The sequence below is a fragment of the Ornithinimicrobium carbonis genome (assembly GCF_977012275.1).
In genome coordinates this window covers 2,333,982-2,356,263 of the sequence record NZ_OZ348993.1, presented here as the reverse complement: position 1 = coordinate 2,356,263, position 22,282 = coordinate 2,333,982, and the positions used below count along the sequence as shown (strand labels likewise).

Here is a 22,282-nt window from a genome sequence, read left to right as displayed (position 1 = left end):
CATCGGGTGCTCATCAGCGTCAAACCCGCTTCCGGTTCCTCGATGACAGGCCCGGGTGGGCCCGCCCTTTGCTGGCGGCCGGATCCGTTGACCCGGCCGTGTCACGGCCTTGCTGCGCGAACCGCTCCTGCACGGCCGTGGTGTCCACCGTCCCCGCCCGTGACAGGCGCAGGGCGCGGTGGAAAGCACGACGCGCGATCGCGATCCGCACGCACTCGGGGTCGGGGTGCACCCAGGCACCTCGTCCGTGTGCGCGGCGCCGCTCGTCCGGGACGACGGTCCACCGGTCGGTGCCCGCCGGTCCGTGGACCGCGACGACCCGCAGCAGTGCGGACTGCTCGTCCTGGCGCCGGCACCCCACGCACGTGCGCACCGGGGTGCGGCGGGACGTGGTGGTGGTCGACGACGAGGGACGGGCAGTGCTCTCCACTCTACACGCCCGGCGGGACGGCGTCCTCCTGCCCCGCCCGGTCCTCCAGCTCCTCGGTGTCGGCGCGGATGTCGATCTTCCACCCCGTCAGGCGGTGGGCGAGGCGGGCGTTCTGCCCCTCGCGTCCGATGGCCAGTGACAGCTGGTAGTCCGGCACGACGACCTGCACCTGCCGGGTCCTGGTGTCGACGATGCGGGCCGACTGGACACGGGCCGGGGAGAGCGCCGCGGCCACGTACTCCTCGGGGTCGTCGCTGTAGTCGACGATGTCGATCTTCTCGCCCTGCAGCTCGGCCATGACGGCCCGCACCCGTTGTCCCATGGGACCGATGCAGGCCCCCTTGGGGTTGACGCCGGGCACCGTGGCCCGCACCGCGATCTTGGTCCGGTGGCCCGCCTCGCGCGCCACGCCGGCGATCTCCACGCTGCCGTCGGCGACCTCGGGCACCTCCAGGGCGAACAGGCGGCGGACCAGGTTGGGGTGGGTGCGCGACAGCATGATCTGCGGACCGCGGTACCCCCGCTTCGCGCTGACCACGTAGCAGCGGATCCGCTGACCGTGCTCGTAGCTCTCCCCCGGCACCTGCTCGGCCGTGGGCAGCTCGCCCTCGACCGTGCCGAAGTCGACCAGGACGAAGCGCGGGTCGTTGGACTGCTGCACGACCCCGGAGACGATGTCGCCCTCCCGGGCGCGGAAGTCGCCGAGCACCGCGTCGTCCTCCAGCTCGCGCATCCTCTGGGTGATCACCTGGCGGGCGGTGGCGGCGGCGACCCGGCCGAAGCCCTCGGGGGTGTCGTCGAACTCAGGACCGGGCTCGCCCCGGGTGCCGTCGTCCAGGACGGGAGCCGCCTCGCGGGCCCAGACGGTGACGTGCCCGCTCTTGCGGTCCAGCTCCACCCGGGCGTCGCGGTGGTGGCCCTCGACCTTCTGGTAGGCGGACAGGAGGGCCTGCTCGATCGCCTGGACGATGACGTCCATGGGGATCTCCCGCTCCCGCTCCAGCAGCCGCAGCGCGGCCATGTCGATGTCCATCAGTGGTCCTTTCCGTCGGGGCGCGAGAACTCCACCTGCACGGCGGCCCGCTCGATCGTGGGCCAGGCGAGCTCGAGGCCCTTCCCGTCCTGGGGCTGCTTCCCGGCCGGGTCGTCGTTCCCGGCACGCACGTCCTCCAGGCGCACGCCGTCGGCGTCCACCCGCACCAGCCGACCGGTGACCGGTGACCCGTCGGTGCGGCTCACCGTCACCAGCCGGCCGACGTTGCGCCGGAACTGGGCGGGGCTGCCCAGGGGACGGTCGACGCCGGGGGAGCTGACCTCCAGGGTGTAGGGCCCGGTGCCCATGGCGTCGGTGGAGTCGAGGGTGTCGGACACAGTCCGGGTCGCGACGGCGATCTCGTCCAGGGTCAGCGGTTCGACCGCGGAGGTGGTGTCGTCCGGGTCCAGCCCGTCGACGTCGCGGGCGACGAAGACGCGCACGAGGCGACGACGGCCGGCCTGCTGGACGACCACCTCGTCGACGACGACCCCGCTGCCCTGCAGGCTCTCGGCGACCTGCTGGGTGAGCAACTCGGTGCGTGCCCGGCTGTCCATCGGGTGCCTCCTGCGATCTTTAGCTGTCTGCCGGGCCCGGGCACCGTGCGATGCCGGGCCACCGGTCCGGAACCGTCTACCCTACCCCTTGAGATGATGCCCGTCATGCGCCCGACCGTGTCCCGCCGCGCCCTGATGCGTGCCGGTGGTCTCACCGGTCTGGCGGCGCTGCTGACCGCCTGCGAGGGCGGTGACGGGCCGGACAGCAGCTCCCCCACCGGCACCGTCGAGCCGGACGACCCGACCACCTGGCCGCCCGACACCACGCTGCTGCTTGCGGCCCGTCAGCGGGTGCACGGCTACCTGACCGCCCTGGACCTGGTCGAGGTCTCGACCGGCCGCCGGTCGCGGCTGGCCGCCGCCTGGGGGTCCCAGCTGGACACTCTCGAGCAGCTCGTCGTCCTCGGCGGTGTGCCGCTGCCCGCGCCTCCCGCCGAGCCGGTGGTCACCGCTGCGCCGGACGCGGCCGCGCGCTCGACGGGACCCGCCGACGACGCCGACCGCACCAGCGGCGCGGCGGACGGCGACGCGAGCACCGCGGGACCACCCCGGGCGCCGGCCGAACGCCTCGGACAGGTGCTGCGCGGCGACGTGAGCGACGCGGTCCGGGACGCCTCGACGGCCACCCCCGCGCACCTGCCGATGCTCCTCGCGCTGGCGGCGCAGCACGCCGCCTCGGCCCAGGAGCTGGGGGCGGCGGTCGACTGGCCCCCGCTGGCCGGCCCGCAGGGAGCCGCCGCGGTCCCCCTGCTCGCCGCCCTGCGCCCGGCCGTCTTCGGCCTGGAGGTGCTCGCTGCCCGGTCCCGCGGGGAGGAGCGCGAGGACTACGAGGCGGTCCTGGAGCCGCTCGCCGGCCTGACCCGCCAGGTGACCAGCCTCGCCGGCCGGGCGGCCCCGGTCCCCCCGCTGGGCTACGACATGCCCGAGGATCTGGACGGGGCGGAGGAACGGCGCGCCCTCGCCCGTCAGCTCGTGGGCGACGTCGCTCCCGCCGCGCTCACGACGGCGACCCGCGTCTCCGGCGACGTCGCCCAGCTGACGGGGATCGCCCGGGTCGTCGCCGAGGCGGTGGCCTGGAACCGCAGGTTGGACGGCCCCGGCGCCGCGTTCCCCGGCATGACCGCGCCCTGACCGGTCCGCCCGGACGGGCGGCGCGGTCCCGCACCGCGCGGGGCGTCTCCGCCACCGCGCGGCGAGGTCCCGCCCCCACGCGGAGGCGCGCGCCCTCGCCCGCGGGCGCGACCGCATACCGTGGACGGCATGCCGAACCGTCTGGCCGCCAGCACCTCCCCGTACCTCCTGCAGCACGCCGACAACCCCGTCGACTGGTGGGAGTGGGGGCCGGAGGCGTTCGCCGAGGCCCGGCGCCGGGACGTCCCCGTGCTGCTGTCGGTGGGCTACGCCGCCTGCCACTGGTGCCACGTCATGGCGCACGAGACGTTCGAGGACGACGAGGTGGGCCGCCTGGTCGGGGAGCACCTCGTCGCCGTCAAGGTCGACCGGGAGGAGCGACCGGACGTCGACGCGGTCTACATGTCGGCGACGACGGCGCTCACCGGCCACGGCGGCTGGCCGATGACCTGTCTGCTGACCCCCGACGGCGAACCCTTCTGGGCCGGCACGTACCTGCCGCGGGAGCAGTTCGTCCAGCTGGTGCTGGGAGCCGCCCGGGCGTGGCGGGAGGACCGGGAGCGCGTGCTCGCCGGTGGTGCGCAGATCGTGGCCGCCCTGCGCCGGGCCGGGGACCGCACGGCCACCGGACCCACGCCCGGCGAGGACGAGCTCGCCGCGGCGGTCCGGACCCTGTCGGGCGAGTTCGACCCGCAGTGGGGCGGGTTCGGCGGCGCCCCCAAGTTCCCGCCCTCGATGGTGCTGGCCTTCCTGCTGCGCCACCACGGACGCACCGGGGACGAGGAGTCGCTGCGGATGGTCCGGGGCACCTGCGAGGCGATGGCGCGCTCGGGCACCTACGACCAGGTGGGCGGCGGCTTCGCCCGGTATGCCGTGGACCGCGCCTGGGTCGTCCCCCACTTCGAGAAGATGCTCTACGACAACGCGCTGCTGCTGGGGGTCTATACCGACCTGCTGCGGGCCGACCCCGCCAGCCGACCCTGGGCGGAACGCGTCGTGCGGGAGACCGTCGACTGGCTGCTGCGGGAGATGTGGACGGAGCAGGCGGCCTTCGCCAGCTCGCTGGACGCCGACACCGAGGGCGTGGAGGGGGCCACCTACGTGTGGACCCCCGCACAGCTCCGCCAGGTCCTTGGCGAGGAGGACGGACGCCAGGCCGCGGACCTGCTCGGCGTGACCGACGGCGGCACGTTCGAGCACGGCAGCTCGACCCTGCAGCTGCGCCGGGACCCGGACGACCCCGCCTGGTGGGCGGACGTGCGGGAGCGGCTGGACCTGCACCGCAGCCTGCGGCCGCAGCCGGCCCGGGACGACAAGGTGGTCACCGCCTGGAACGGGCTGGCGGTCGCGGCGCTGGCCCACGCCGGCTGGGTGCTGGAGGAGGCGGACTGGGTCGACGTGGCCGCGCGCTGCGCGCGCTTCCTGCTCGAGGAGCACGTCGTGGACGGGCGGCTGCGGCGCAGCTCCCGGGACGGGTCGGTCGGCGACGCCCTGGCGGTGGCCGAGGACCACGGCGACCTCGTCGACGGCCTGCTGGCGCTGCACCGTGCGACCGGGGACGGCGGCTGGCTGGCAGCGGCCGGTCGGCTGCTCGACGAGGCGGTCGGCCTCTTCGGCCGGGACGACGGGACCTTCTCGGCCACCGGACGGGACGCAGAGCGGCTCGTCGTCGAGCCTCGCACCGAGGGTGACAACGCCGAGCCGGGCGGCCTCAGCGCCCTGGCGCTGGCGCTCGTGCGCCACGGGGCCCAGGCGGCCCGGGCCGACCATCTGGAGCGGGCCGCCCTGGCCCTGGGCGGGATGTCCGACCTCGTCACCCGTGCGCCCCGCTTCGCCGGCTGGGCCCTCGTCGCGGCCGAGGAGCTCGTCGGTGGTCCGGTGCTCGTGCGGCTCTCGCCCGCGACGACCGGCGGGGCGCGCGAGGCGACCGGTGCGGGCGGGCAGGGGCCGGGGAGCGACCCGCTCGGGGCGGCGGCCCGGCGCACCCCGGTGGGCACGCTCGTGGTCGACGGTGACGCCGAGACCCCCTCGGTCGGGGGTCGTCGGGCCGCGACCGTGTGTCGCGGCACGACGTGCGACCTGCCGACGACGCTCCCGGAGGACCTGCCGGGACGGGGCTAGTCTGACGACCACCGTCTACTGGAGGGGTCCCTGTGCGACGCACGTCATCCACCGCCACCGCCGCCGCCGTCGCGCTGCTCCTCGCCGCCTGCGCGGGAGGAGACGAGCAGGGGGGCGAGGACGGGTCCGGCGGGACCTCGACGGCCGTGCCCGCACCGGCGCCCGCCCCCGAGGACGAGGGGTCGCAGGACGAGGAGGACGCGGCGGACGCGGCGGACGACGAGGCGGCGGACGACGAGGACGACGCCCCGCAGGGGGTCTCCCCGCCGGCGACGTCCCTCGACGAGGCGGACGACGGGGAGGCCGGCGGGCCGCTCGAGGTGACGATCGCGGCCGCCGGCGACATCCTGGCCCACTCCCGGCTCAACCTCACCGCCAACGCCTACGCGGGCGGCGCGGCCGGCGCCTACGACTACACCCCGATGTTCGAGGACGTCTCCTCCCCCATCTCGGAGGCCGACCTGGCGCTGTGCCACCTGGAGACCCCGCTGTCGCCGGACAACACGAACCTCTCGGTGCCGGACACGCTGGTCTTCAACACGCCGCGCGAGATGGCCGACGCGCTGGCCGGCGCCGGCTTCGACGGGTGCGACTTCGCCTCCAACCACACGATGGACATGGGTGTTTCAGGGCTGGCGGCCACCGAGCAGGTCGTGCGGGACGCCGGGATGGGCTACGCCGGCCCGACGGCCGACGAGGACCGCTCGGGCCTCGCCGAGGTCTACGAGGTCGAGGCGGAGGGAGGCCCGGCCCGCATCGCCCACCTGGCCTACACCTACACCTACCCCAACTCCGGCACGCCGACCACGGACGTCCCCGGCGAGGCACCCTGGCTCGTGGACGCCTCCTGGCCCAACCTGGGCAGCGAGGGCATCCTCGAGCAGGCCTCCGCGGCGCGGCAGGAGGGAGCTGACTTCGTCGTGGTCAGCATGCACTGGGGCAACGAGTACCAGGCGCAGCCGACCGAGGACCAGACCCGCATCGCCCGGGACCTGCTGGGCTCCGGCGACGTCGACCTCGTCCTGGGGACCCACGTGCACGTGATCCAGCCGTGCGAGGAGGTGGACGGCCGGCACGTGATCTACGGGCTGGGCAACTTCCTGTCCAACCAGTCCCCGGACACCAACGCCAACCTGCTGCCCGCCACCCAGGAGGGCATGGTCGCCACCTTTACCCTCACCCGCGACGAGGAGGGCGGCATCAGCTCGCGGATGGACTACCAGCCGACCCGTGTGGAGATCGTCCCCGGGCCCCAGCCGGGTCCCCACGTGATCCGGCTGGTCTCCCCCGAGACGTACCCCGAGACGTGGGAGCGCACCACCGCCACCGTGGACCTGCTGGGCGGGTGCGGGGCGGAGCCGCTGGAGCCCTAAAAGGCCCTGAGGAACCCCTCCGCGCCCGGCCCGGGAGCCGCCCGCCGGCTCAGCCGAACAGCTGCTCAGCCGTGTCCAGCCCGATCTTGACGATGAAGGCGGTCAGGACGAGCACGAAGAAGATCCGCACGAACCGGCTCCCCCGGGCCACGGCCACCCGCGCCCCGAGGTAGCCACCGACGACGTTGCAGGCGCCCATGACCAGCCCGATCTCCCACATCACCGCGCCCTGCGGGACGAACACCACCAGCGCGGCCAAGTTGGTGGCCAGGTTGGCGATCTTGGACTTCGCGCTGGCCTCCAGGAAGCCGTAGCCCAGGGCGCTGACGAGGGCGAAGACGAAGAACGAGCCCGTGCCCGGGCCGAGGGCGCCGTCGTAGGCCCCGATCACCACCCCGATGAGCAGCGCGGCCGCCAGGTGCCGGCGCGGACGGGCGTGCCCGAAGCGCAGCCGCTGCATCTGTCCCATCGACGGCCTGGCCAGGGTGTAGACGCCCACGGCCACGAGCACCGTGAGGATGATCGGGTTGAACGCCTCCTTGGTGATGAGGAAGGCCGTGGCCGCACCGGCGGCGCTGCCGAGGAAGGCCGCCCCGGCCAGCGGCAGGGCGGTGCGCAGGTCGGGGCGGACCCGCCGGAAGTAGGTGATCGAGCTGGTCGCCGTCCCGGCGATGGACCCCAGCTTGTTGGTCGCCAGCAGCTGGACCGGGCTCGCTCCGGGGACCCCGACGAGGAGGGCCGGCAGCTGGACCAGCCCCCCGCCGCCCACGACGGCGTCGATGAACCCGGCGGCCAGCCCGGCCAGCGCCAGGAAGACCAGGACGCCCGGGTCGAGGGTCTCCAGCACCGGGGGGTATGCCGTCAGGCGGGGCGCGCGTCGCCGCGCACCTCGGCGAGGACCTCGCCGACGGTCCGCTCCACCGGCACGTCGCGCCGTGAGCCGCTGCGCCGGTCCTTGATCTCGATGGTGCCGTCGGCCAGGCCCTTGCCGATGACCACGATCGTCGGCACGCCCAGCAGCTCGGCGTCCTTGAACTTCACGCCCGGGCTGACCTTGGGCCGGTCGTCGTAGACCACCGTCAGCCCGGCCGCCTCCAGGTCCTCCACGAGGAGCTCGCCCTGGTCGAAGACGTCCTGGCTCTTGCCGGTCGCCACGACGTGGACGTCGGCCGGGGCCAGCGCCCGCGGCCAGCACAGCCCCAGCTCGTCGTGGGTGGCCTCCGCGACCGCGGCCACGGCGCGGGAGACACCCACGCCGTAGGAGCCCATGGTGACGGTGACCAGCTTGCCGTTCTCGTCGAGGACCTTCAGGTCCAGGGCCTGCGCGTACTTGCGCCCCAGCTGGAAGATGTGACCCATCTCGATGCCGCGGGCCAGCGTCAGCGGGCCGGCTCCGTCGGGGCTGGGGTCGCCCTCGCGGATCTCGCCGGCCTGGATGGTCCCGTCGGCGGTGAAGTCGCGGCCGAGCACCAGGTCGAAGACGTGCTTGCCGTGCTCGTCGGCACCGGTGACCCAGGCCGAGCCCTCGGCGACGGAGGGGTCGAGCAGGTACCTGATCCCCGACTCCTTCTGCAGGCCGAGCGCGCCCGGGCCGATGTAGCCCTTGGCCAGCATCGGGTAGGCGGCGAAGTCGTTCTCGTCGAAGGGGGCCCACTGCGCCGGTGCCACCTGGGCGTCCAGCCGCTTGGCGTCGACGTCGCGGTCACCGGGCAGACCGATCGCCAGCGGCTCCGTCGTGCCGTCCGGGTGGGTGAGCAGGACCACGACGTTCTTCAGCGTGTCGGCCGCCGTCCACCCACGACCGTCCGTGCGCGGATGCAGGGCGTCGGCCTGGGCGACCAGGGTGGCGATCGTGGGGCTGTCGGGGGTGTCCTCGACGTGCGCGGCCGGGGTGGCGGCGACCACGGCCGGGTCGACGGGGGGCGCCTGGGGCACGACGACCGCCTCGACGTTGGCGGCATACCCGCTGGCCTCGCAGCGCACGAAGGTGTCCTCCCCGTCGGGGCTGACCGCGAGGAACTCCTCGCTCGCGGACCCGCCCATGGCGCCGGAGTCGGCATACACGATGACGTAGTCCAGCCCGAGCCGTTCGAAGATCCGCACGTAGGCCTCCCGGTGCCGCTGGTAGGCGGCCTCCAGACCTGCGTCGTCGACGTCGAAGCTGTAGGAGTCCTTCATGACGAACTCGCGCCCGCGCAGCAGCCCGGCCCGCGGGCGGGCCTCGTCGCGGTACTTGGTCTGGATCTGGTAGAGCGTCAGCGGCAGCTCCTTGTAGGAGCTGAACATGTCCTTGACGGCGAGGGTGAACATCTCCTCGTGCGTGGGGCCCAGGAGCATGTCGTTGCCCCTGCGGTCCTGGAGCCGGAAGAGGTTGGGGCCGTACTCGGTCCACCGGTTGGTCGCCTCGTAGGGCTCGCGGGGCAGCAGCGCGGGAAAGCTGAGCTCCTGCCCGCCGATGGCGTCCATCTCCTCGCGCACGACGGTCTCGACCTTGCGCAGCACCTTCAGGCCCAGCGGCAGCCAGCTGTAGATGCCCGGGGCGGCCCGTCGGACGTAGCCGGCGCGCACGAGCAGCTTGTGCCCGGGCAGCTCGGCGTCGGCCGGGTCCTCGCGCAGGGTCCGCAGGAACAGGGTCGACAGGCGCATGGCCACGAGGGTGCACTCCTAGACTGGGAGAGGGTCCCGGGGACGGGCGGCGGGGTATGCCGTGCACGTCGCGTCCCGGGGTCGGGGGACCGTCGCAGACTACCCGAGCGCCCAGCCGTGGGCGGGCACGGCGAGTCCCCCCTGGGCACCGTCGAGGCTGATCTGCTCGTCGGTGAGGTTCAGGCCGATGGTCAGCCGCTGGTCCTCCTCCGCGCCCACCAGGTCGATCGCGGCCGTGGTGTCGGTGACGTCCCGGGCGGTGGCCGTGGCCGTCGTGATCCACGGGTGCGTCCGGCGCAGGTGGATGATCCGCTGGTGCTCCTCCAGCAGTGCTCGCCCGTGGGGCAGGAGATCCTCGGGGCTGTCCGGGAACGGTGGGCGCACGGAGTCGTCGCCGCCGGGCTGGTCGAGCTTCTCGCCGGTGAACCCCTGCTCGTCGCCGGCGTAGACGGAAGGGACGCCGGGCAGCAGCAGCGCCAGGGCGGCGGCGGTGCCGACGTGCCGCGGATCGGTCAGCTTGCTGGCGATCCGGGTGACGTCGTGGTTGCCGACGAAGGTCTGGGGCCGGAAGGCGGAGCAGAAGTCGGCGTGCCGGGTCAGCGCCCAGGCCAGCTCGTGCAGGTTGCCGTCGTTGAGCGAGCTCCAGACCGCCTTCCACAGCTCGTACTGGGTGACCGAGTGCATCCCGGAACGCTCGACGAAGTCGACGTAGTCGCCCTGGATCACCTCACCCAGGATCCAGGCGTCGGGGTGACGCTCCCGGACCCGGTCGATGATGGGCCGCCAGGCGTCGGCCCCCGGCGCGAAGGCGGCGTCCAGCCGCCAGGCGTCCACGCCTGCGGACAGCCAGTGGCACATGACGTCGACCACGTAGTCCTGGACCGGGGGGTGGGACAGGTCCAGCTCCACGAGGTCGAGGTTGCCCTCGAAGCCACGGGGGTACTCCCCCACCCATCTCAGCCACGCCCGCTCCTGCGGCGCAGCGTCCGGTGCGAGCGCCCGGCGCACGATCTCGTGATCCTCGGAGACGTGGTTGAAGACGCCGTCGAAGGCGACCCTGATGCCCTTGCTCCGGGCCTGGTCGATCAGCTCCCGCAGGTCGTCCTCGTCGCCGAGGCGAAGGTCGACCCGGTAGTGGTCGAGCGTGTCGTAACCGTGGCTGGTCGAGGCGAGGACGGGGCCGAGGAGCAGGCCGTTGGCACCGAGCTGCAGCAGGTAGTCGAGCCAACCGGTGACGCGGGTCAGCCGGTGGACCACCTCGCCGCCCTGCTCGGCGTGCTCCGCCGCGGTGTGCTCGGCCCCCACGAAACCGAGGGGGTAGAGGTGCCACCAGACGACCGTGTCGACCCAGCCGGGGCTCGTCGCAGCGCTCATCGCCCGGCCTCCAGCTCGGCGACGCCCGTCAGGAGCCGGTCGACCTCCTCGGCCGTCGTGTAGGGGGCGATCCCGACGCGCACGCCGCCGGCGGCGCCGAGGCCGAGCCGGTGGCTGGCCTCCCAGGCGTAGAAGTGGCTGGCCGGGGCGTTCACGTCCAGGGTCGCCAGGTGCCGGTGCACGGCGGCGGGCTCGACGTCCGCGAGGGTGAACAGCAGGGTGGGGGTCCGGTGGGCGGCCCGTGAGTGGACGGTCACGCCGTCGATCGCGGCGAGCCCCTCCTCGGCGCGGAGGCGCAGGGTCTCCTCGTGCTCGTGGAGCGCCCCGAAGGACCGGGTCAGGCGCTCCCGGCGGGACAGGCCTCCAGGGTCCGGGTGGGCGGAGGCTCCCTCCCCCTCCCACGCGAGACCGGCGAGGACGTCCACCGCGGCGGTCGTGCCCGCGAGCGCCTCGTAGGGCAGGGTGCCGAGCTCGAAGCGCTCAGGCACCGCGTCGCTGGAGGGGAGCAGCTTGTCCGGGCGCAGCTCCTCCAGGAGGTCGGCCCGGCCGCAGGTGACGCCGAGGTGGGGGCCGAGGAACTTGTAGGGCGAGCAGGCCAGCAGGTCCGCGCCCAGGGCCTCCCGGTCGAGCAGGTCGTGGGCCGCCAGGTGGACCGCGTCGACGTGGACGAGGGCACCGACGTCGTGGGCGGCACCGACGATGCCGGGCAGGTCGGGGCGGGTGCCCACCAGGTTGCTCGCGGCCGTGACCGCGACGAGCCGGGTGCGCTCCGACAGGACCTGCTGGACGGCCTCCACGGGCAGCTCGCCCGTCGCGGGGTCGAGCTCGGCCCACCGCACGGTCGCCCCGACGGCCTCGGCGGCGATCACCCAGGGTCGGACGTCGCCGTCGTGGTCGAGGGAGGTCACGACCACCTCGTCGCCGGGGCCCCAGCCGTGGCTGCGGGCCAGGGTGCGGGCCAGGTCCATGGTGTTCGCGGTCATGCTCCGCCCGAAGACGACCGTGGCGGGGTCGGTGCCGAGCAGGTCGCCCATGGCCCTCCTGGCCTCCCGGACGACGTCGTCGGCCAGCCGCTCGGCGGCGGTGACGGCGCCCCGGTTGGCGATCGAGGAGGTCATCGTGCGGGCGACCGCCTCGGCCACCGGTGCCGGGGTCTGGGAACCGCCCGGCCCGTCGAAGTGGGCCGTCCCGCCGGCCAGGGCGGGGAACAGCGCGCGGACCGCGGCGACGTCATACCTCATGCCGCCCAACCTATCGCCGCGACCACGCCGCCCGGGCACACGTCGGCCCCTCGACCCAGGTGGGTCGAGGGGCCGATGTGCACGCGAGTGCTCAGTCTTCCTTCATGGCCTGCCAGCGCTCCCGCAGCCGGTGGGCAGCAGCCTTGGGCTGACGGTCCCGCGTGAAGGCACCCTTCTTGTTGCCACCGACCCGCATGATCCCGGAGGTGGTGGCGAAGTCGGCGAAGTTCCAGACCTGCTCGCCGACCACGGCAGGGACCGCGTCGAAGGCTCGGTGGTTCGCGTCCAGGTAGTCGACCTGGTACTCCTCCGACCAGGGCTCGGCCGGCAGCTGGTGCAGACCGGGCATGGTGTCGGCGCCGTACTCGGTGATGATGATCGGCTTGCCCTCCGTCGCCCACGCCTCCAGCTCCTCACGGAACTGCCGCTCCGAGGCCGGAAGGTCGCCGGTCAGGACGTACCAGCCGTAGTAGCGGTTGAGCATGACCACGTCGGCGAACTGGGTGACCCGGCACTTGCCGTGGGGGGCCAGCATCACGTTGACGAAGCCGACCGGTCGGGTCGGGTCCGCCTCCCGGGCCACGTCGAAGAGCGGCCGGAAGTAGTCCTCCGCGGCCTCGGTCTCGCTCTCCGGCTCGTTCGCGATGGACCACAGCACCACGCTCGGGTGGTTCTTGTCGCGGGCGACGAGCTCGCGGATGTGGTCGGCGTGGACCTGCTGCGTCACGTCGTTGGCGGTCTCGGGCGAGAAGGTGGTGTAGCCCTGGCCGCCGAAGATGCCTCCGCCCAGGCCCATGTTCAGGCCCACGGCGGCCGTCTCGTCGATGACGACGATCCCCCGCTCGTCGGCGTAGTCCAGGACGTCCTCGCTGTAGGGGTAGTGCGACGTGCGGAAGGAGTTGGCGCCGATCCACTCCAGCAGCTCGAAGTCGCGCAGCATCAGGGCGTCGATGTGGGCCTTGCCCACCGTGACGTGGTCCTCGTGCATGCCGAAACCGGTGAAGTAGAACGGCTCGCCGTTGATGAGGAACTGCTCGCCGTCCACCGCCACCGTCCGCACGCCCACCCGCTGGTGGTAGCTGTCCACGGTGCTCTCTCCCTCGCGAAGCTGCAGCTCGAGGTCGTACAGGTAGGCGGCACCTGGTCGCCACAGGGTGACGTCGGGGACGGTGAGCGCACCGGCGGGGCCCTCGGCCGTGGCCACCTGCTGACCGTCGGCGTCGCGCAGCACCGCACGGACGGTCAGGCCCGCCGCGTCCACCACCTCGGTCGTGTACTCGACGGTGCCGGTGGTGTCCTCGACCGTGGTCACCACGGTGACGTCGTCCAGACGCGCGGTCGGCACGCTGGTGAGCCAGACCGGTCGGTGGATCCCCGCGTAGTTGAAGAAGTCGTGCCAGTAGATCTGGCGCTTCCCGTCGGGCGTGTCCTCGATCACCCCCGGAGGGATGGACTGGAAGGACAGGGTGTTGTTGACGCAGACGGTGAGGCGGACCTCCTCGCCCGCCCGGACGTGCTCGCCGATGTCGGCGGCGAAGGGGAGGTACCCGCCCTCGTGGGACACCACCTCGTGCTCGTCGACCCACACGGTGGCCCTGTGGGTCGCGGACTCGACGTAGAGACCGATGCTGCTGCCGTCCCAGCCCCGCGGGACGCGGACGGTGGTCTGGTACCAGACGTCGCCGAAGAAGTCGCGCGTCTCCTTGTCGGTCATCAGGTCGTTGAAGCTGGCGGGGACCGCCATCTTGCGGGCGTCCTGCAGTGGGCCTGCGAACCATCGCTGGTCGCGGCCGGCACCGTCGGCGTCCAGTCGGAAGTCCCACAGACCGTCGATCTTGCGGCGTTCACGGGTGGTGGTGTCCTGGGGGCGGAGCATGAAGAGTCCTCTCTCTGGTGGACAGGGTGGGGTCGTGAAGGGGTGGGACCGGTTCGCTCACTCGTTGACGGGGGCGAGGCCGGCGGCTGCCCGGCGTTCGGCGAGCACCGCGGCGTTGCGCTCCACCGTCGCCTTGTTCAGGGGGTAGAAGAACTGGAGGGCGACGGCCACCAGGATCAGGACGATCCCGGGGACCATGGTCGACAACGCGTAGATGCCGTTCAGGGTCCCCTCCGACTGCTGCACCTGCTGGTCTCCGGTGGTGGCCTGGTAGCCGACCCACCCCAAGGCCCAGCCGGCGAGACCTCCCGCCAGGGCCTGGCCCAGCTTGCGGGCCCAGGAGTAGATGCCGTAGATGGTGGCGTCGTCGCGCTCGCCGGAGCGCAGCTCCTCGTCGTCGATCACGTCGACGATGAAGGCCCAGATCATGAAGTTGAAGACCGCGATGGCCAGCTGCGAGACGGCGAAGAGGGCGATGAAGACCCAGGGACGGTCCTGCAGGTCCATGAAGTACGCCGAGATCAGCACGACTCCGCCGACGATCATGGCCACCACCGAGGACTCCTTCTTGCCGAACCGGGCGGCCAGGACCGGGGCGACGAGGATCAGCAGGAGTGCGGGCGCCAGGCCCGCGAGCCCGGCCAGGGACTGCAGGCTGCCCTCGTTGAAGTAGTCGAGCCACAGGTAGGCGACCAGACCGCTGGGCAGGAGGTTGGCGATCAGGAGCAGAAGGGCCGCCACGACGAGCCCGGCCAGTGACTTGTTGGTCAGGACCGACCTGATCATCTGCGTGAAGGGGACCCGCTCCTTCTCCTCGCTGGGGGCGACCACACGCTCCCGGACCAGGGCGTAGCAGATGACGTAGAAGACGATGGCCAGCGCAGACATCGCGATCGCCGTCCACTGCAGCCGTTCGCCGGAGAGCACGGAGTTGCCGTCGACCTCGACGTTGACGATGGCCGGGACGACCGCCACGACGATGAGGGCAGCCAGCGTGGCACCGCCGGAGCGGTAGACCGACAGCGATGCCCGGTCCTTCGGGTCGCCCGAGATCACCGAGGCCATGGAGCCGTAGGGGATGTTGATGATGGTGTAGGCGATGGACCCCCACAACAGGTAGGTGATGACCATCCAGCTGACCCGGGCCCCGTAGGACTCCCAGCCGGCCAGGAAGTTCATGTACATCAGGGCGGAGGCGACCGCGACCGGCACCGCACCCTTGAGGAGCCACGGCCGGAACTTGCCCCGGGGACCGGGGCGACGCGTGTCGAGGAACCGTCCGATCCCGATGTCCGTGAAGGCGTCGAGCAGGCGCGCGACGAGCAGCAGGGTGCCCACGTGCGTCGGGTCGATGCCGACGACGCGGGTGTAGAAGGCCATGAAGAGGAAGGCCTGAAGGATGAAGGTGAAGTCGTTGCCGAAGTCTCCGAAGAGATAGCCGACCTTGTCCCGCCAGCCGAAGGGCCGGACCTTCCCGGGGATGCGGGTTCGCGTTGTGTCCATCGGGGCACTGCCTTTCATCATCGTTGATCCGGGCCTTCTCCGTGCCCGTTCCTTCATCGTGGACCGGAAGCCGTGCAGCGCACCCGGTGTTGCCGTCAGTTGCCGGGTATGCCGTCCGGTCGCCGCGCGGGGTGCAGCTCCCGGGAGAGCTCGAGGGCCCTCGGTGCCACGTCGGACGGAACGTCCCAGGCGTCGAGCACCCGCTCGAGCGCCGCGGACAGCTCCCCGTCCACGAGCGGGCCGACCAGCTCGGCCTGGCTGTCGGAGAACGGGGCACCGGCGCCGCGGGCGTGGAGCACCCAGGCGACCAGGACGCGCAGAGCCCCGTCCACGCCGCGACCGTCCGACGTCTCGAGGGCCGCCCGGAGCGCAGGGACGATCCGGACCGGGATCTTCTGCGATCCGTCCGCCGCGATCTGGGCGAGGAGGTGCCGGATGGCGGGGTTGCGGAAGCGGGTGACCAAGGCCTCCGTATAGGCACGGAGCTCCTCCTGCGCCAGCGCCAGGTGGGGGATGGCGGTGTTCCACCACTCCTGCACCCACCGGACCACCTGCTCGTCCTGCATGGCGCCGGACACCGTCTCGTGACCTCGGATCGACCCGGCGTAGGCGAGCAGCGAATGGGCCCCGTTCAGGAGCCACAGCTTGCGCGTCTCGTACGGACGGACGTCGTCGGTGAAGACGGCGCCGGCCGTCTCCCAGGGCGGCCGGCCGGCGACGAAGTCCCCCGCCAGGTCCCACTCCACGAACGGTTCGGTCACCACCACCGCGGGGTCCGGCGTCCCCGTGATGGCCTGGACCCGGTGCACGTCGTCCTTCGTGGGGCGCGGAGTGATCCGGTCCACCGCCGTGCTGACGAAGCTGACGTGGCCCTCGATCCAGGCCGCCAGCTCCGGCGACGTGTGACGGGCAGCTCCCAGCACCACGCCCCGGGCCACGCTGCCGTTGCCGGGGAGGTTGTCGCAGGGCACCACGGTCAGCCCTCCGGCACCCGCGCGCCGTCGACCGTCGAGCGCCCAGGCCACCCTCACCGGCATGGTGGTGAGGTCCTGGGTCCGACCGTCGAGCCAGGCGTCGAGGTCGGCGGACACCCGTTCGTCCGTCAGGTCGAGGTCGCCGTCGACAGTCGCGCAGTAGCCCGCCTCGGTCACCGTCGTGGTGAGCACGGCGACCTCGGGGCGGGCCAGGAGCCGGGCCAACGTGCCGAGGTCGTCCCCCGGTCGGGCCATGACGACGCTCTCGACGACCTCTGCCTGCGACCCATCGGCGGCGTCGACCATCAGTGTGTACAGGCCGTCCTGCTCGTTCAGCTGGTCCGCGACCGCGCTCGACCGCCCGGTGAACGCCGCGATCCCCCACTGCTGGTCCGGGGGGAGGGTCTGGTTCGCCCGGTGCGTGTACCAGGCCTGATGGGCCCGGAAGAAGTTGCCCAGTCCGAGGTGGACCATCCGGACGGGCGGGGCCGGACGGGTGCGGCTGAGCCGGTCGCCGCTCACAGTCCGAACACCTCCCTGGGCTGGGTCTCGACGAGATACCGGGCCGTCTCCTGCGCCTCGTCCTCGGTGAGTCGGTGCTCCGCCACCAGGCCCGCGAGGAACCCGCAGTCCAGTCTCCGGGCCATGTCGTGCCGTGCTGGGATCGACAGGAAGGCACGGGTGTCGTCGATGAAGCCGGAGGTGCGGGAGAAGCCCGCGGACTCGGTCACGGCGGCCCGGAACCGCTTGATGGACTCGGGGGCGTCGATGAACCACCAGGGCACGCCGATCCGCACGCCGGGGTAGAAGCCGGCCAGCGGGGCGAGCTCCCTGCTGTAGAGGGTCTCGTCGATCGTGAACACCACGAGGGTGAGGTCGGGGTCGGTCCCGTGGCGGGCCAGTGCCGGGGCGAGCGCGCGGGTCGCCTCCACCGCGATCGGGATGTCGGCCCCGACGTCGGCACCGAAGCGCTCGAACGTGCCCGGATGGTGGTTGCGGTGGACCGCGGGGTGCAGGGTCATCGTCAGGCCGTCCTCGGCGGCCATCCGCACCATCTCGCACACCATGTGGCGGCGCAGCCGGTCACCCTCGGTGCTGCTGATCGTGGTGGACCGGGCCTGCTGGTAGAGGTGCTCGGCCTCGTCGGGGGCCAGGGGTTGCGTGCCGAGGTCGCGGTGGCTGTGGTCCGTCGAGACGGCACCGTGCCGCCTGAAGTAGGCACGGCGGTCCTCCATCGCTGCGACCCAGCCCGCGTACGTGTCGCAGGACTCCCCGGACACCTCCGACAGTCGGTCGACGTCGGTGTTCCAGGTGGCTGCGGCTGGTTCGAGGTACCGGTCGGGGCGGAAGGTCGGGACGACCCGTCGGGTGAAGGACGCGTCCTCCGCCAGGGCCCGGTGGTGGTCCAGGTCGTCGCACGGGTCGTCTGTCGTCGCCAGGAACGCGATGTCGAAGGCGTCCATGAGCGCCCTGGGTCGTGAGCTGTCCCGTGCGATCCAGTCCGCCACGGCGTCGTACACCTGGTCGGCGGTCTCCGCCGACGGCACGACGTCGATCCCGAAGACCTCGACGAGCTGGGTCTCGAACCACAGCTTCATCGGTGTCCCCCGGAACAGGTGCCACCGTTCGCAGAAGAGCCGGAACGCGGCCCGCGACGCCTGCGGTGACAGCTCGACCTGTCCCACCCCGAGGTCGGCCAGGTCGACTCCGCTGGAGTGCAGGATCCGGGTGACGTAGTGGTCGGGGGTGATGAGCAGTGAGGTGGGGTCCCGGAACGGGGTGTCCTCGGCCAGCCACGCGGGCGGGACGTGGCCGTGCGGGGAGATGATCGGCAGATCCTGGACCTGCTGGTACAGGTCCCGCGCGACCCTCCTCACCGACGGCTCGGTCGGCAGCAGACGGTCGGGGTGCAGGTGCATTCGCTCAGCCATTCTCAGAATCCTTCTCTAGCCCGGACCACGGGTCCACCGGAACGGCCGTACCGGCACGAGGCACGACCCACACCTCATCCAAACGGTCGCGGGGCGCTCCTGACCGTGCTTGCCGGTTGTTGCCCCCCTCCGCATCCAGGCTGTCCAGCCCCGGGCCTGCGGCGTAGTCTCCCGACATGGCGACCACGAGCCCTGACCCCACCTGCACCCTCGTCGGTGGCCCGCACATGCAGGTCGGCGACGAGCAGCTGGACGGCCTTGTCCGGGGTGCGGTGGCCGAGCTCCCCGACCTGGGTGGCCAGGACGTGGTTCTCGTCGTCCCCGACGGCACCCGGTCCTGCCCCCTTCCCCTCCTCGTCGGCACGCTGCACCGGCACCTGTTCCCCGTCGTGGGGTCGCTCACGGCGGTGATCGCCCTGGGCACGCACTCCTACATGGAGCCCGAGGAGATCGACCGGCTCCTCGGCGTGGGCGGTGATGGACAGCCCGCCACCCTGGAGGAGGCCTACCCGGGCCTGCGCGTGGTCAACCACGAGTGGGCCGACCCCGACATGCTCGTCGAGGTGGGGACGATCCCGGCGAACCGGATCTCGGAGCTGTCGGAGGGACGCCTGGAGCGGGACGCCCCCATCGTCATCAACCGGCACGTCGTGGAGGCCGACACCGCGATCATCGTCGGTCCCGTCTTCCCGCACGAGGTCGTCGGGATCTCCGGGGGGAACAAGTACTTCATCCCCGGCGTGGCCAGCCAGGAGTTCATCGACATGACCCACTGGGTGGGGGCGCTCATCACCTCGACGGAGATCATCGGCACGACCGGGATCACGCCGGTCCGAGCCATGATCAACGAGGGGGCGGCGATGATCCCGACCCGCCGGCTGGCCCTGTGCTGCGTCGTGCGGTCTGGCAGCGGCGACCTGGAGGCGGCCGCCTTCGGCACGCCGGAGGAAGCCTGGGCCGCCACCGCGGCGATCGCCTCCGAGACGCACGTGGAGTGGTTGGACGAGCCGATGCACCGCGTCATCGCCGTCATGCCGACCCGCTACGACGACATCTGGACCGCGGCCAAGGGGGGCTACAAGACCGAGCCGGCGATCGCGGACGGCGGCGAGGTGGTCATCTACGCCCCGCACGTGACCGAGGTCTCGGAGGTCCACCACGAGATCTACGACATCGGTTACCACTGCCGCGACTACTTCGTGAAGCAGTGGGAGAGGTTCGAGCACATCCACTGGGGAGTGCTGGCCCACTCGACCCACCTGCGCGGGCAGGGGACCTACGACCCGCAGACCGGAGAGGAGCGCCTGCGGATCCGGGTGACCCTGGCGACCGGCATCCCCCGCGAGGTGTGCGAGCGGATCAACCTGGGCTACCTCGACCCGGCCACCGTCGACCTGGAGGCCCTCGCCGACGAACCGGGGACCACCGTCATCCCGAACGCCGGGGAGGTCCTGTACCGCGTGCGTCCCTGACCGGCCCGGTGGACTCCCGCACCCTCAGCTCGACCGGGAGCACCGACAGCTGCTCGCGCTGCTCCACCTGACCGGTGGCCATGCCGATGACGTGCCGGCCGGCCGTCTCCCCCAGCAGCGTCACCGGTTGCGCGACGGTGGTCAGGCCCACCAGATCGGCCGGCAGCGTGTTGTCGAAGCCGACCACGCTCACGTCTCCCGGCACCTCGGCGCCGAGAGCCTCCAGCCCCCTCAGCAGCCCGACGGCCACCATGTCGTTGTAGGCGATCACCGCGGTCAGTCCGCGCCCCACGACGTCCTGCGCTGCACCGCGTCCCCCCGCGAGCGTCGGGGTGACCGGACCGACGCGGACGTCGGTGAGGGAGAGCTCCATGCACGCCTCCCGCACGGCCCGCCACCGGGAGCCGTCGGCCCAGGACGCCCCCGGCCCGGCGACGTAGCCGATCCTGGTGTGCCCCAGGGTCGCCAGGTGCTCCACTGCCCGCCGGATGCCGCGCGGCGTGTCGGGAAGCACGCACGGCAGGCCGGGCACCCGCCGGTTGAGGACCACGACGGGGACCTTGCGGGCCAGCCCCCGGATGTCGGTGTCGGACAGCCGGGAGGAGGTGACGATCAGTCCGTCGACGAGCGGCAGGTGCCGGGCCAGCATCCGTCGCTCCTCCTCGGCCGACTCCCGGGCGTCCGCGACCAGCAGCGAGAAGTCGTTGTCGGCCGCTGCCTTCTCCGCCCCCCGGATGATGCCGAAGTAGAACGGGTTGGTGATGTCGCTGACCGCGAGTGCGACCACCCGGGTGCGGGTGGGGGACGGTAGGCGGTGCAGCTGCTCCGAGCGGTACCCCAGCCGCTCCGCGACGTCGTGGACGCGCCTGGAGGTCTCGCTGCTGACGCGTCCGGGGCGGGAGAAGGCCCGGGACACCGTCGAGGGGCTGACCCCGACCTCGCGCGCGACGTCGTAGATGGTGACCCTGGCCCTTCCCCTGCCCTCGTCCCCCTCGCCGTCGACAGGGTCCGCGTCGTCGCGGACGGGCCCGTCCTGCTGCTTCATCCGGTCACGGTACCGGCCCGGCAACCTTTGGCAACCGGAGCGCTGTCGGCGCCGCCCCCGCGACGATGGCTGTACGCCACGAGAGGGAGACCACCCATGACCACCACCGTCCCCGCGCCCGCCCCTGAGACCGCCTCCGCCGACGTCGGTGTCGTCGGCCTGGCCGTCATGGGCGCCAACCTGGCCCGGAACCTGGCCCGCCACGGGCACGCCGTGGCCGTCCACAACCGCAGCGCGGCCCGCACGCAGACCTTCATGGAGACCCACGCGCACGAGGGTCGCTTCGTGCCCGCGGAGGACCCAGCCACCTTCGTGGCGTCGCTGACCCGACCCCGGCGCATCGTCCTCATGGTCCAGGCGGGTCCGGGCACGGACGCGGTCATCGACCAGCTGGTCCCCCTCCTGGATGAGGGCGACATCGTCGTCGACGGTGGAAACGCCCACTACGCCGACACGCGTCGTCGCGAGGAACAGCTCCGCGGGATGGGTCTGCACTTCGTGGGGGCCGGCATCTCCGGCGGCGAGGTCGGCGCGCTGGAGGGGCCCTCGATCATGCCCGGCGGGTCGGTGGAGTCCTACGCCGCGCTGGGCCCGATCCTGGAGAGCATCGCCGCACAGGTCGACGGGGAACCGTGCTGCGCGCACATGGGCACCGACGGCGCCGGCCACTTCGTCAAGATGGTCCACAACGGCATCGAGTACGCCGACATGCAGTTCATCGCCGAGGCCTACGACCTGCTGCGTGCCGGAGGCGTGGACCCGTCCGCGATGGCCGACGTCTTCCGCAGCTGGAACGAAGGAGACCTGGACTCCTACCTCATCGAGGTGACCGCCGAGGTGCTCGCCCAGCGCGACGCCCGGACCGGTGGAGCCCTCGTCGACTCGATCGTGGACGCCGCCGGCCAGAAGGGCACCGGCAGCTGGACCGTGCAGGCCGCCCTCGACCTGGGCGTGCCCGTCAACGCCATCGCCGAGTCGGTCTTCGCCCGCTCCGCCTCCAGCCACCCCGAGCTGCGTGCGGCGGCCCGCAGCGCGCTCACCGGCCCGGACCGCACCGGGATCGACGGCGCCGACCCCGCGTTCGTCGAGGACGTGCGCCGCACCCTGTGGTCGGCCAAGGTCGTCGCCTACGCCCAGGGGCTGCACCTGATCCGGGTCGCGTCCCAGACGTACGGCTGGGACGTCGACATCGCCGAGGTCGCCCGCATCTGGCGGGCGGGGTGCATCATCCGGGCCCGCCTGCTGGAGCGGATCCGCGGCGAGTACGCCGCCCAGGACCTGACCACCCTGCTGGAGGCACCCAGCATCCGCGACGGGCTGGCAGAGTCGCAGGACGCGTGGCGCCGGGTCGTGGGTGCCGCGGCGGCCTCGGGCGTCCCTGCTCCTGGCTTCTCCGCCGCGCTGGCCTACTACGACACCCTCCGTGCCGAGCGGCTTCCGGCTGCCCTCGTCCAGGGACAGCGTGACTACTTCGGGGCCCACACGTATCGTCGGGTCGATGACGACGGCACCTTCCACACCGCCTGGTCCGCCGACCGTGCGGAACTGCGCATCTGAGGCACCCGCCGAGCTGCG

General features: G+C 72.5%; 17 protein-coding genes. 5 read left to right on the top strand and 12 right to left on the bottom strand.

The genetic code is table 11. From position 1 onward, the window contains the following. Positions 1-19 precede the first annotated feature (19 nt). The 3 genes from ACWHYA_RS10790 to ACWHYA_RS10780 all read right to left on the bottom strand — a co-directional run bounded on the left by ACWHYA_RS10790 (position 20) and on the right by ACWHYA_RS10780 (position 2,020). Entirely contained in the window at positions 20-361 is a 342-nt protein-coding gene (locus ACWHYA_RS10790) for a YlxR family protein (protein WP_448095644.1), read from the bottom strand. A 70-nt stretch (positions 362-431) separates the two neighbouring features. After that, entirely contained in the window at positions 432-1,463 is a 1,032-nt protein-coding gene (nusA, locus tag ACWHYA_RS10785) for a transcription termination factor NusA (protein ID WP_425941175.1), read from the bottom strand. Next, positions 1,463-2,020 carry a ribosome maturation factor RimP gene (locus ACWHYA_RS10780; protein WP_425941177.1) on the bottom strand — a complete coding sequence of 186 codons (558 nt, stop codon included), beginning with the start codon at positions 2,018-2,020 and terminating at the stop codon, positions 1,463-1,465. The genes nusA and ACWHYA_RS10780 overlap by 1 nt, the downstream gene beginning before the upstream one ends. Positions 2,021-2,125: 105 nt before the next feature. Here ACWHYA_RS10780 and ACWHYA_RS10775 point away from each other — a divergent pair, with 105 nt between their 5' ends. The 3 genes from ACWHYA_RS10775 (at position 2,126) to ACWHYA_RS10765 (ending at position 6,645) form a co-directional block, all read left to right on the top strand. Further along, entirely contained in the window at positions 2,126-3,151 is a 1,026-nt protein-coding gene (locus tag ACWHYA_RS10775) for a hypothetical protein (RefSeq protein ID WP_425941179.1), read from the top strand. Positions 3,152-3,280: 129 nt separating this feature from the next. Continuing rightward, positions 3,281-5,272: a thioredoxin domain-containing protein gene (locus tag ACWHYA_RS10770; RefSeq protein WP_425941180.1), complete on the top strand. Its 1,992-nt coding sequence runs from the start codon at positions 3,281-3,283 to the stop codon at positions 5,270-5,272. A 32-nt stretch (positions 5,273-5,304) separates the two neighbouring features. Then, positions 5,305-6,645 (top strand): CapA family protein, encoded by a 1,341-nt coding sequence (locus tag ACWHYA_RS10765; protein WP_425941182.1) that lies wholly within the window; start codon positions 5,305-5,307, stop codon positions 6,643-6,645. 49 nt (positions 6,646-6,694) lie between these two features. Here ACWHYA_RS10765 and ACWHYA_RS10760 read toward each other — a convergent pair whose 3' ends face one another. The 8 genes from ACWHYA_RS10760 to uxaC form a co-directional block, all read right to left on the bottom strand. Next, positions 6,695-7,492, bottom strand: a complete 798-nt coding sequence (locus ACWHYA_RS10760) for a TSUP family transporter (protein WP_425941184.1) — start codon at positions 7,490-7,492, stop codon at positions 6,695-6,697. A 14-nt stretch (positions 7,493-7,506) separates the two neighbouring features. Further along, a complete protein-coding gene (locus ACWHYA_RS10755) occupies positions 7,507-9,291 on the bottom strand; it encodes a proline--tRNA ligase (RefSeq protein WP_425941186.1) in 1,785 nt (594 codons plus the stop codon). A gap of 99 nt (positions 9,292-9,390) precedes the next feature. After that, positions 9,391-10,665, bottom strand: coding sequence for an alpha-amylase family glycosyl hydrolase (locus tag ACWHYA_RS10750; protein ID WP_425941188.1), 1,275 nt, complete (start codon positions 10,663-10,665; stop codon positions 9,391-9,393). After that, positions 10,662-11,906 (bottom strand): cysteine desulfurase-like protein, encoded by a 1,245-nt coding sequence (locus ACWHYA_RS10745; RefSeq protein ID WP_425941190.1) that lies wholly within the window; start codon positions 11,904-11,906, stop codon positions 10,662-10,664. The genes ACWHYA_RS10750 and ACWHYA_RS10745 overlap by 4 nt, the downstream gene beginning before the upstream one ends. A 91-nt stretch (positions 11,907-11,997) precedes the next feature. Further along, positions 11,998-13,782 carry a beta-glucuronidase gene (gene uidA, locus ACWHYA_RS10740; protein ID WP_425941192.1) on the bottom strand — a complete coding sequence of 595 codons (1,785 nt, stop codon included), beginning with the start codon at positions 13,780-13,782 and terminating at the stop codon, positions 11,998-12,000. Between the two features lie 57 nt (positions 13,783-13,839). Further along, the gene (locus tag ACWHYA_RS10735) at positions 13,840-15,285 is read right to left on the bottom strand and encodes an MFS transporter (protein ID WP_425941194.1); all 1,446 of its coding nucleotides are present in this window, start codon (positions 15,283-15,285) and stop codon (positions 13,840-13,842) included. A gap of 95 nt (positions 15,286-15,380) precedes the next feature. Further along, positions 15,381-16,781, bottom strand: a complete 1,401-nt coding sequence (locus tag ACWHYA_RS10730) for a mannitol dehydrogenase family protein (RefSeq protein WP_425941195.1) — start codon at positions 16,779-16,781, stop codon at positions 15,381-15,383. Next, on the bottom strand, positions 16,778-18,190 hold the full coding sequence (uxaC, locus tag ACWHYA_RS10725; protein WP_425941197.1) for a glucuronate isomerase: 1,413 nt from the start codon (positions 18,188-18,190) through the stop codon (positions 16,778-16,780). Before uxaC ends, ACWHYA_RS10730 begins: the two co-directional genes overlap by 4 nt. A gap of 176 nt (positions 18,191-18,366) precedes the next feature. Between uxaC and ACWHYA_RS10720 the strand changes: the two genes are divergently transcribed. Next, positions 18,367-19,662 carry a lactate racemase domain-containing protein gene (locus tag ACWHYA_RS10720; protein ID WP_425941199.1) on the top strand — a complete coding sequence of 432 codons (1,296 nt, stop codon included), beginning with the start codon at positions 18,367-18,369 and terminating at the stop codon, positions 19,660-19,662. On the opposite strand, the gene ACWHYA_RS10715 is transcribed toward ACWHYA_RS10720, so the two are convergent. Continuing rightward, positions 19,619-20,707 carry a LacI family DNA-binding transcriptional regulator gene (locus ACWHYA_RS10715; protein WP_425941201.1) on the bottom strand — a complete coding sequence of 363 codons (1,089 nt, stop codon included), beginning with the start codon at positions 20,705-20,707 and terminating at the stop codon, positions 19,619-19,621. The genes ACWHYA_RS10720 and ACWHYA_RS10715 overlap by 44 nt on opposite strands. A 96-nt stretch (positions 20,708-20,803) precedes the next feature. Between ACWHYA_RS10715 and gndA the strand changes: the two genes are divergently transcribed. Next, positions 20,804-22,264 carry an NADP-dependent phosphogluconate dehydrogenase gene (gene gndA / locus ACWHYA_RS10710; protein WP_425941203.1) on the top strand — a complete coding sequence of 487 codons (1,461 nt, stop codon included), beginning with the start codon at positions 20,804-20,806 and terminating at the stop codon, positions 22,262-22,264. Positions 22,265-22,282 lie beyond the last annotated feature (18 nt).

What these genes read in the sequence shown, in the direction of transcription:
- nusA (WP_425941175.1), bottom strand. Translation starts at nt 1,463, where the DNA reads ATGGACATCGACATGGCCGCGCTGCGGCTGCTGGAGCGGGAGCGGGAG.
- ACWHYA_RS10780 (WP_425941177.1), bottom strand. Translation starts at nt 2,020, where the DNA reads ATGGACAGCCGGGCACGCACCGAGTTGCTCACCCAGCAGGTCGCCGAG.
- ACWHYA_RS10775 (WP_425941179.1), top strand. Translation starts at nt 2,126, where the DNA reads ATGCGCCCGACCGTGTCCCGCCGCGCCCTGATGCGTGCCGGTGGTCTC.
- ACWHYA_RS10770 (WP_425941180.1), top strand. Translation starts at nt 3,281, where the DNA reads ATGCCGAACCGTCTGGCCGCCAGCACCTCCCCGTACCTCCTGCAGCAC.
- ACWHYA_RS10755 (WP_425941186.1), bottom strand. Translation starts at nt 9,291, where the DNA reads ATGCGCCTGTCGACCCTGTTCCTGCGGACCCTGCGCGAGGACCCGGCC.
- ACWHYA_RS10750 (WP_425941188.1), bottom strand. Translation starts at nt 10,665, where the DNA reads ATGAGCGCTGCGACGAGCCCCGGCTGGGTCGACACGGTCGTCTGGTGG.
- ACWHYA_RS10745 (WP_425941190.1), bottom strand. Translation starts at nt 11,906, where the DNA reads ATGAGGTATGACGTCGCCGCGGTCCGCGCGCTGTTCCCCGCCCTGGCC.
- uidA (WP_425941192.1), bottom strand. Translation starts at nt 13,782, where the DNA reads ATGCTCCGCCCCCAGGACACCACCACCCGTGAACGCCGCAAGATCGAC.
- ACWHYA_RS10735 (WP_425941194.1), bottom strand. Translation starts at nt 15,285, where the DNA reads ATGGACACAACGCGAACCCGCATCCCCGGGAAGGTCCGGCCCTTCGGC.
- uxaC (WP_425941197.1), bottom strand. Translation starts at nt 18,190, where the DNA reads ATGGCTGAGCGAATGCACCTGCACCCCGACCGTCTGCTGCCGACCGAG.
- ACWHYA_RS10720 (WP_425941199.1), top strand. Translation starts at nt 18,367, where the DNA reads ATGGCGACCACGAGCCCTGACCCCACCTGCACCCTCGTCGGTGGCCCG.
- ACWHYA_RS10715 (WP_425941201.1), bottom strand. Translation starts at nt 20,707, where the DNA reads ATGAAGCAGCAGGACGGGCCCGTCCGCGACGACGCGGACCCTGTCGAC.
- gndA (WP_425941203.1), top strand. Translation starts at nt 20,804, where the DNA reads ATGACCACCACCGTCCCCGCGCCCGCCCCTGAGACCGCCTCCGCCGAC.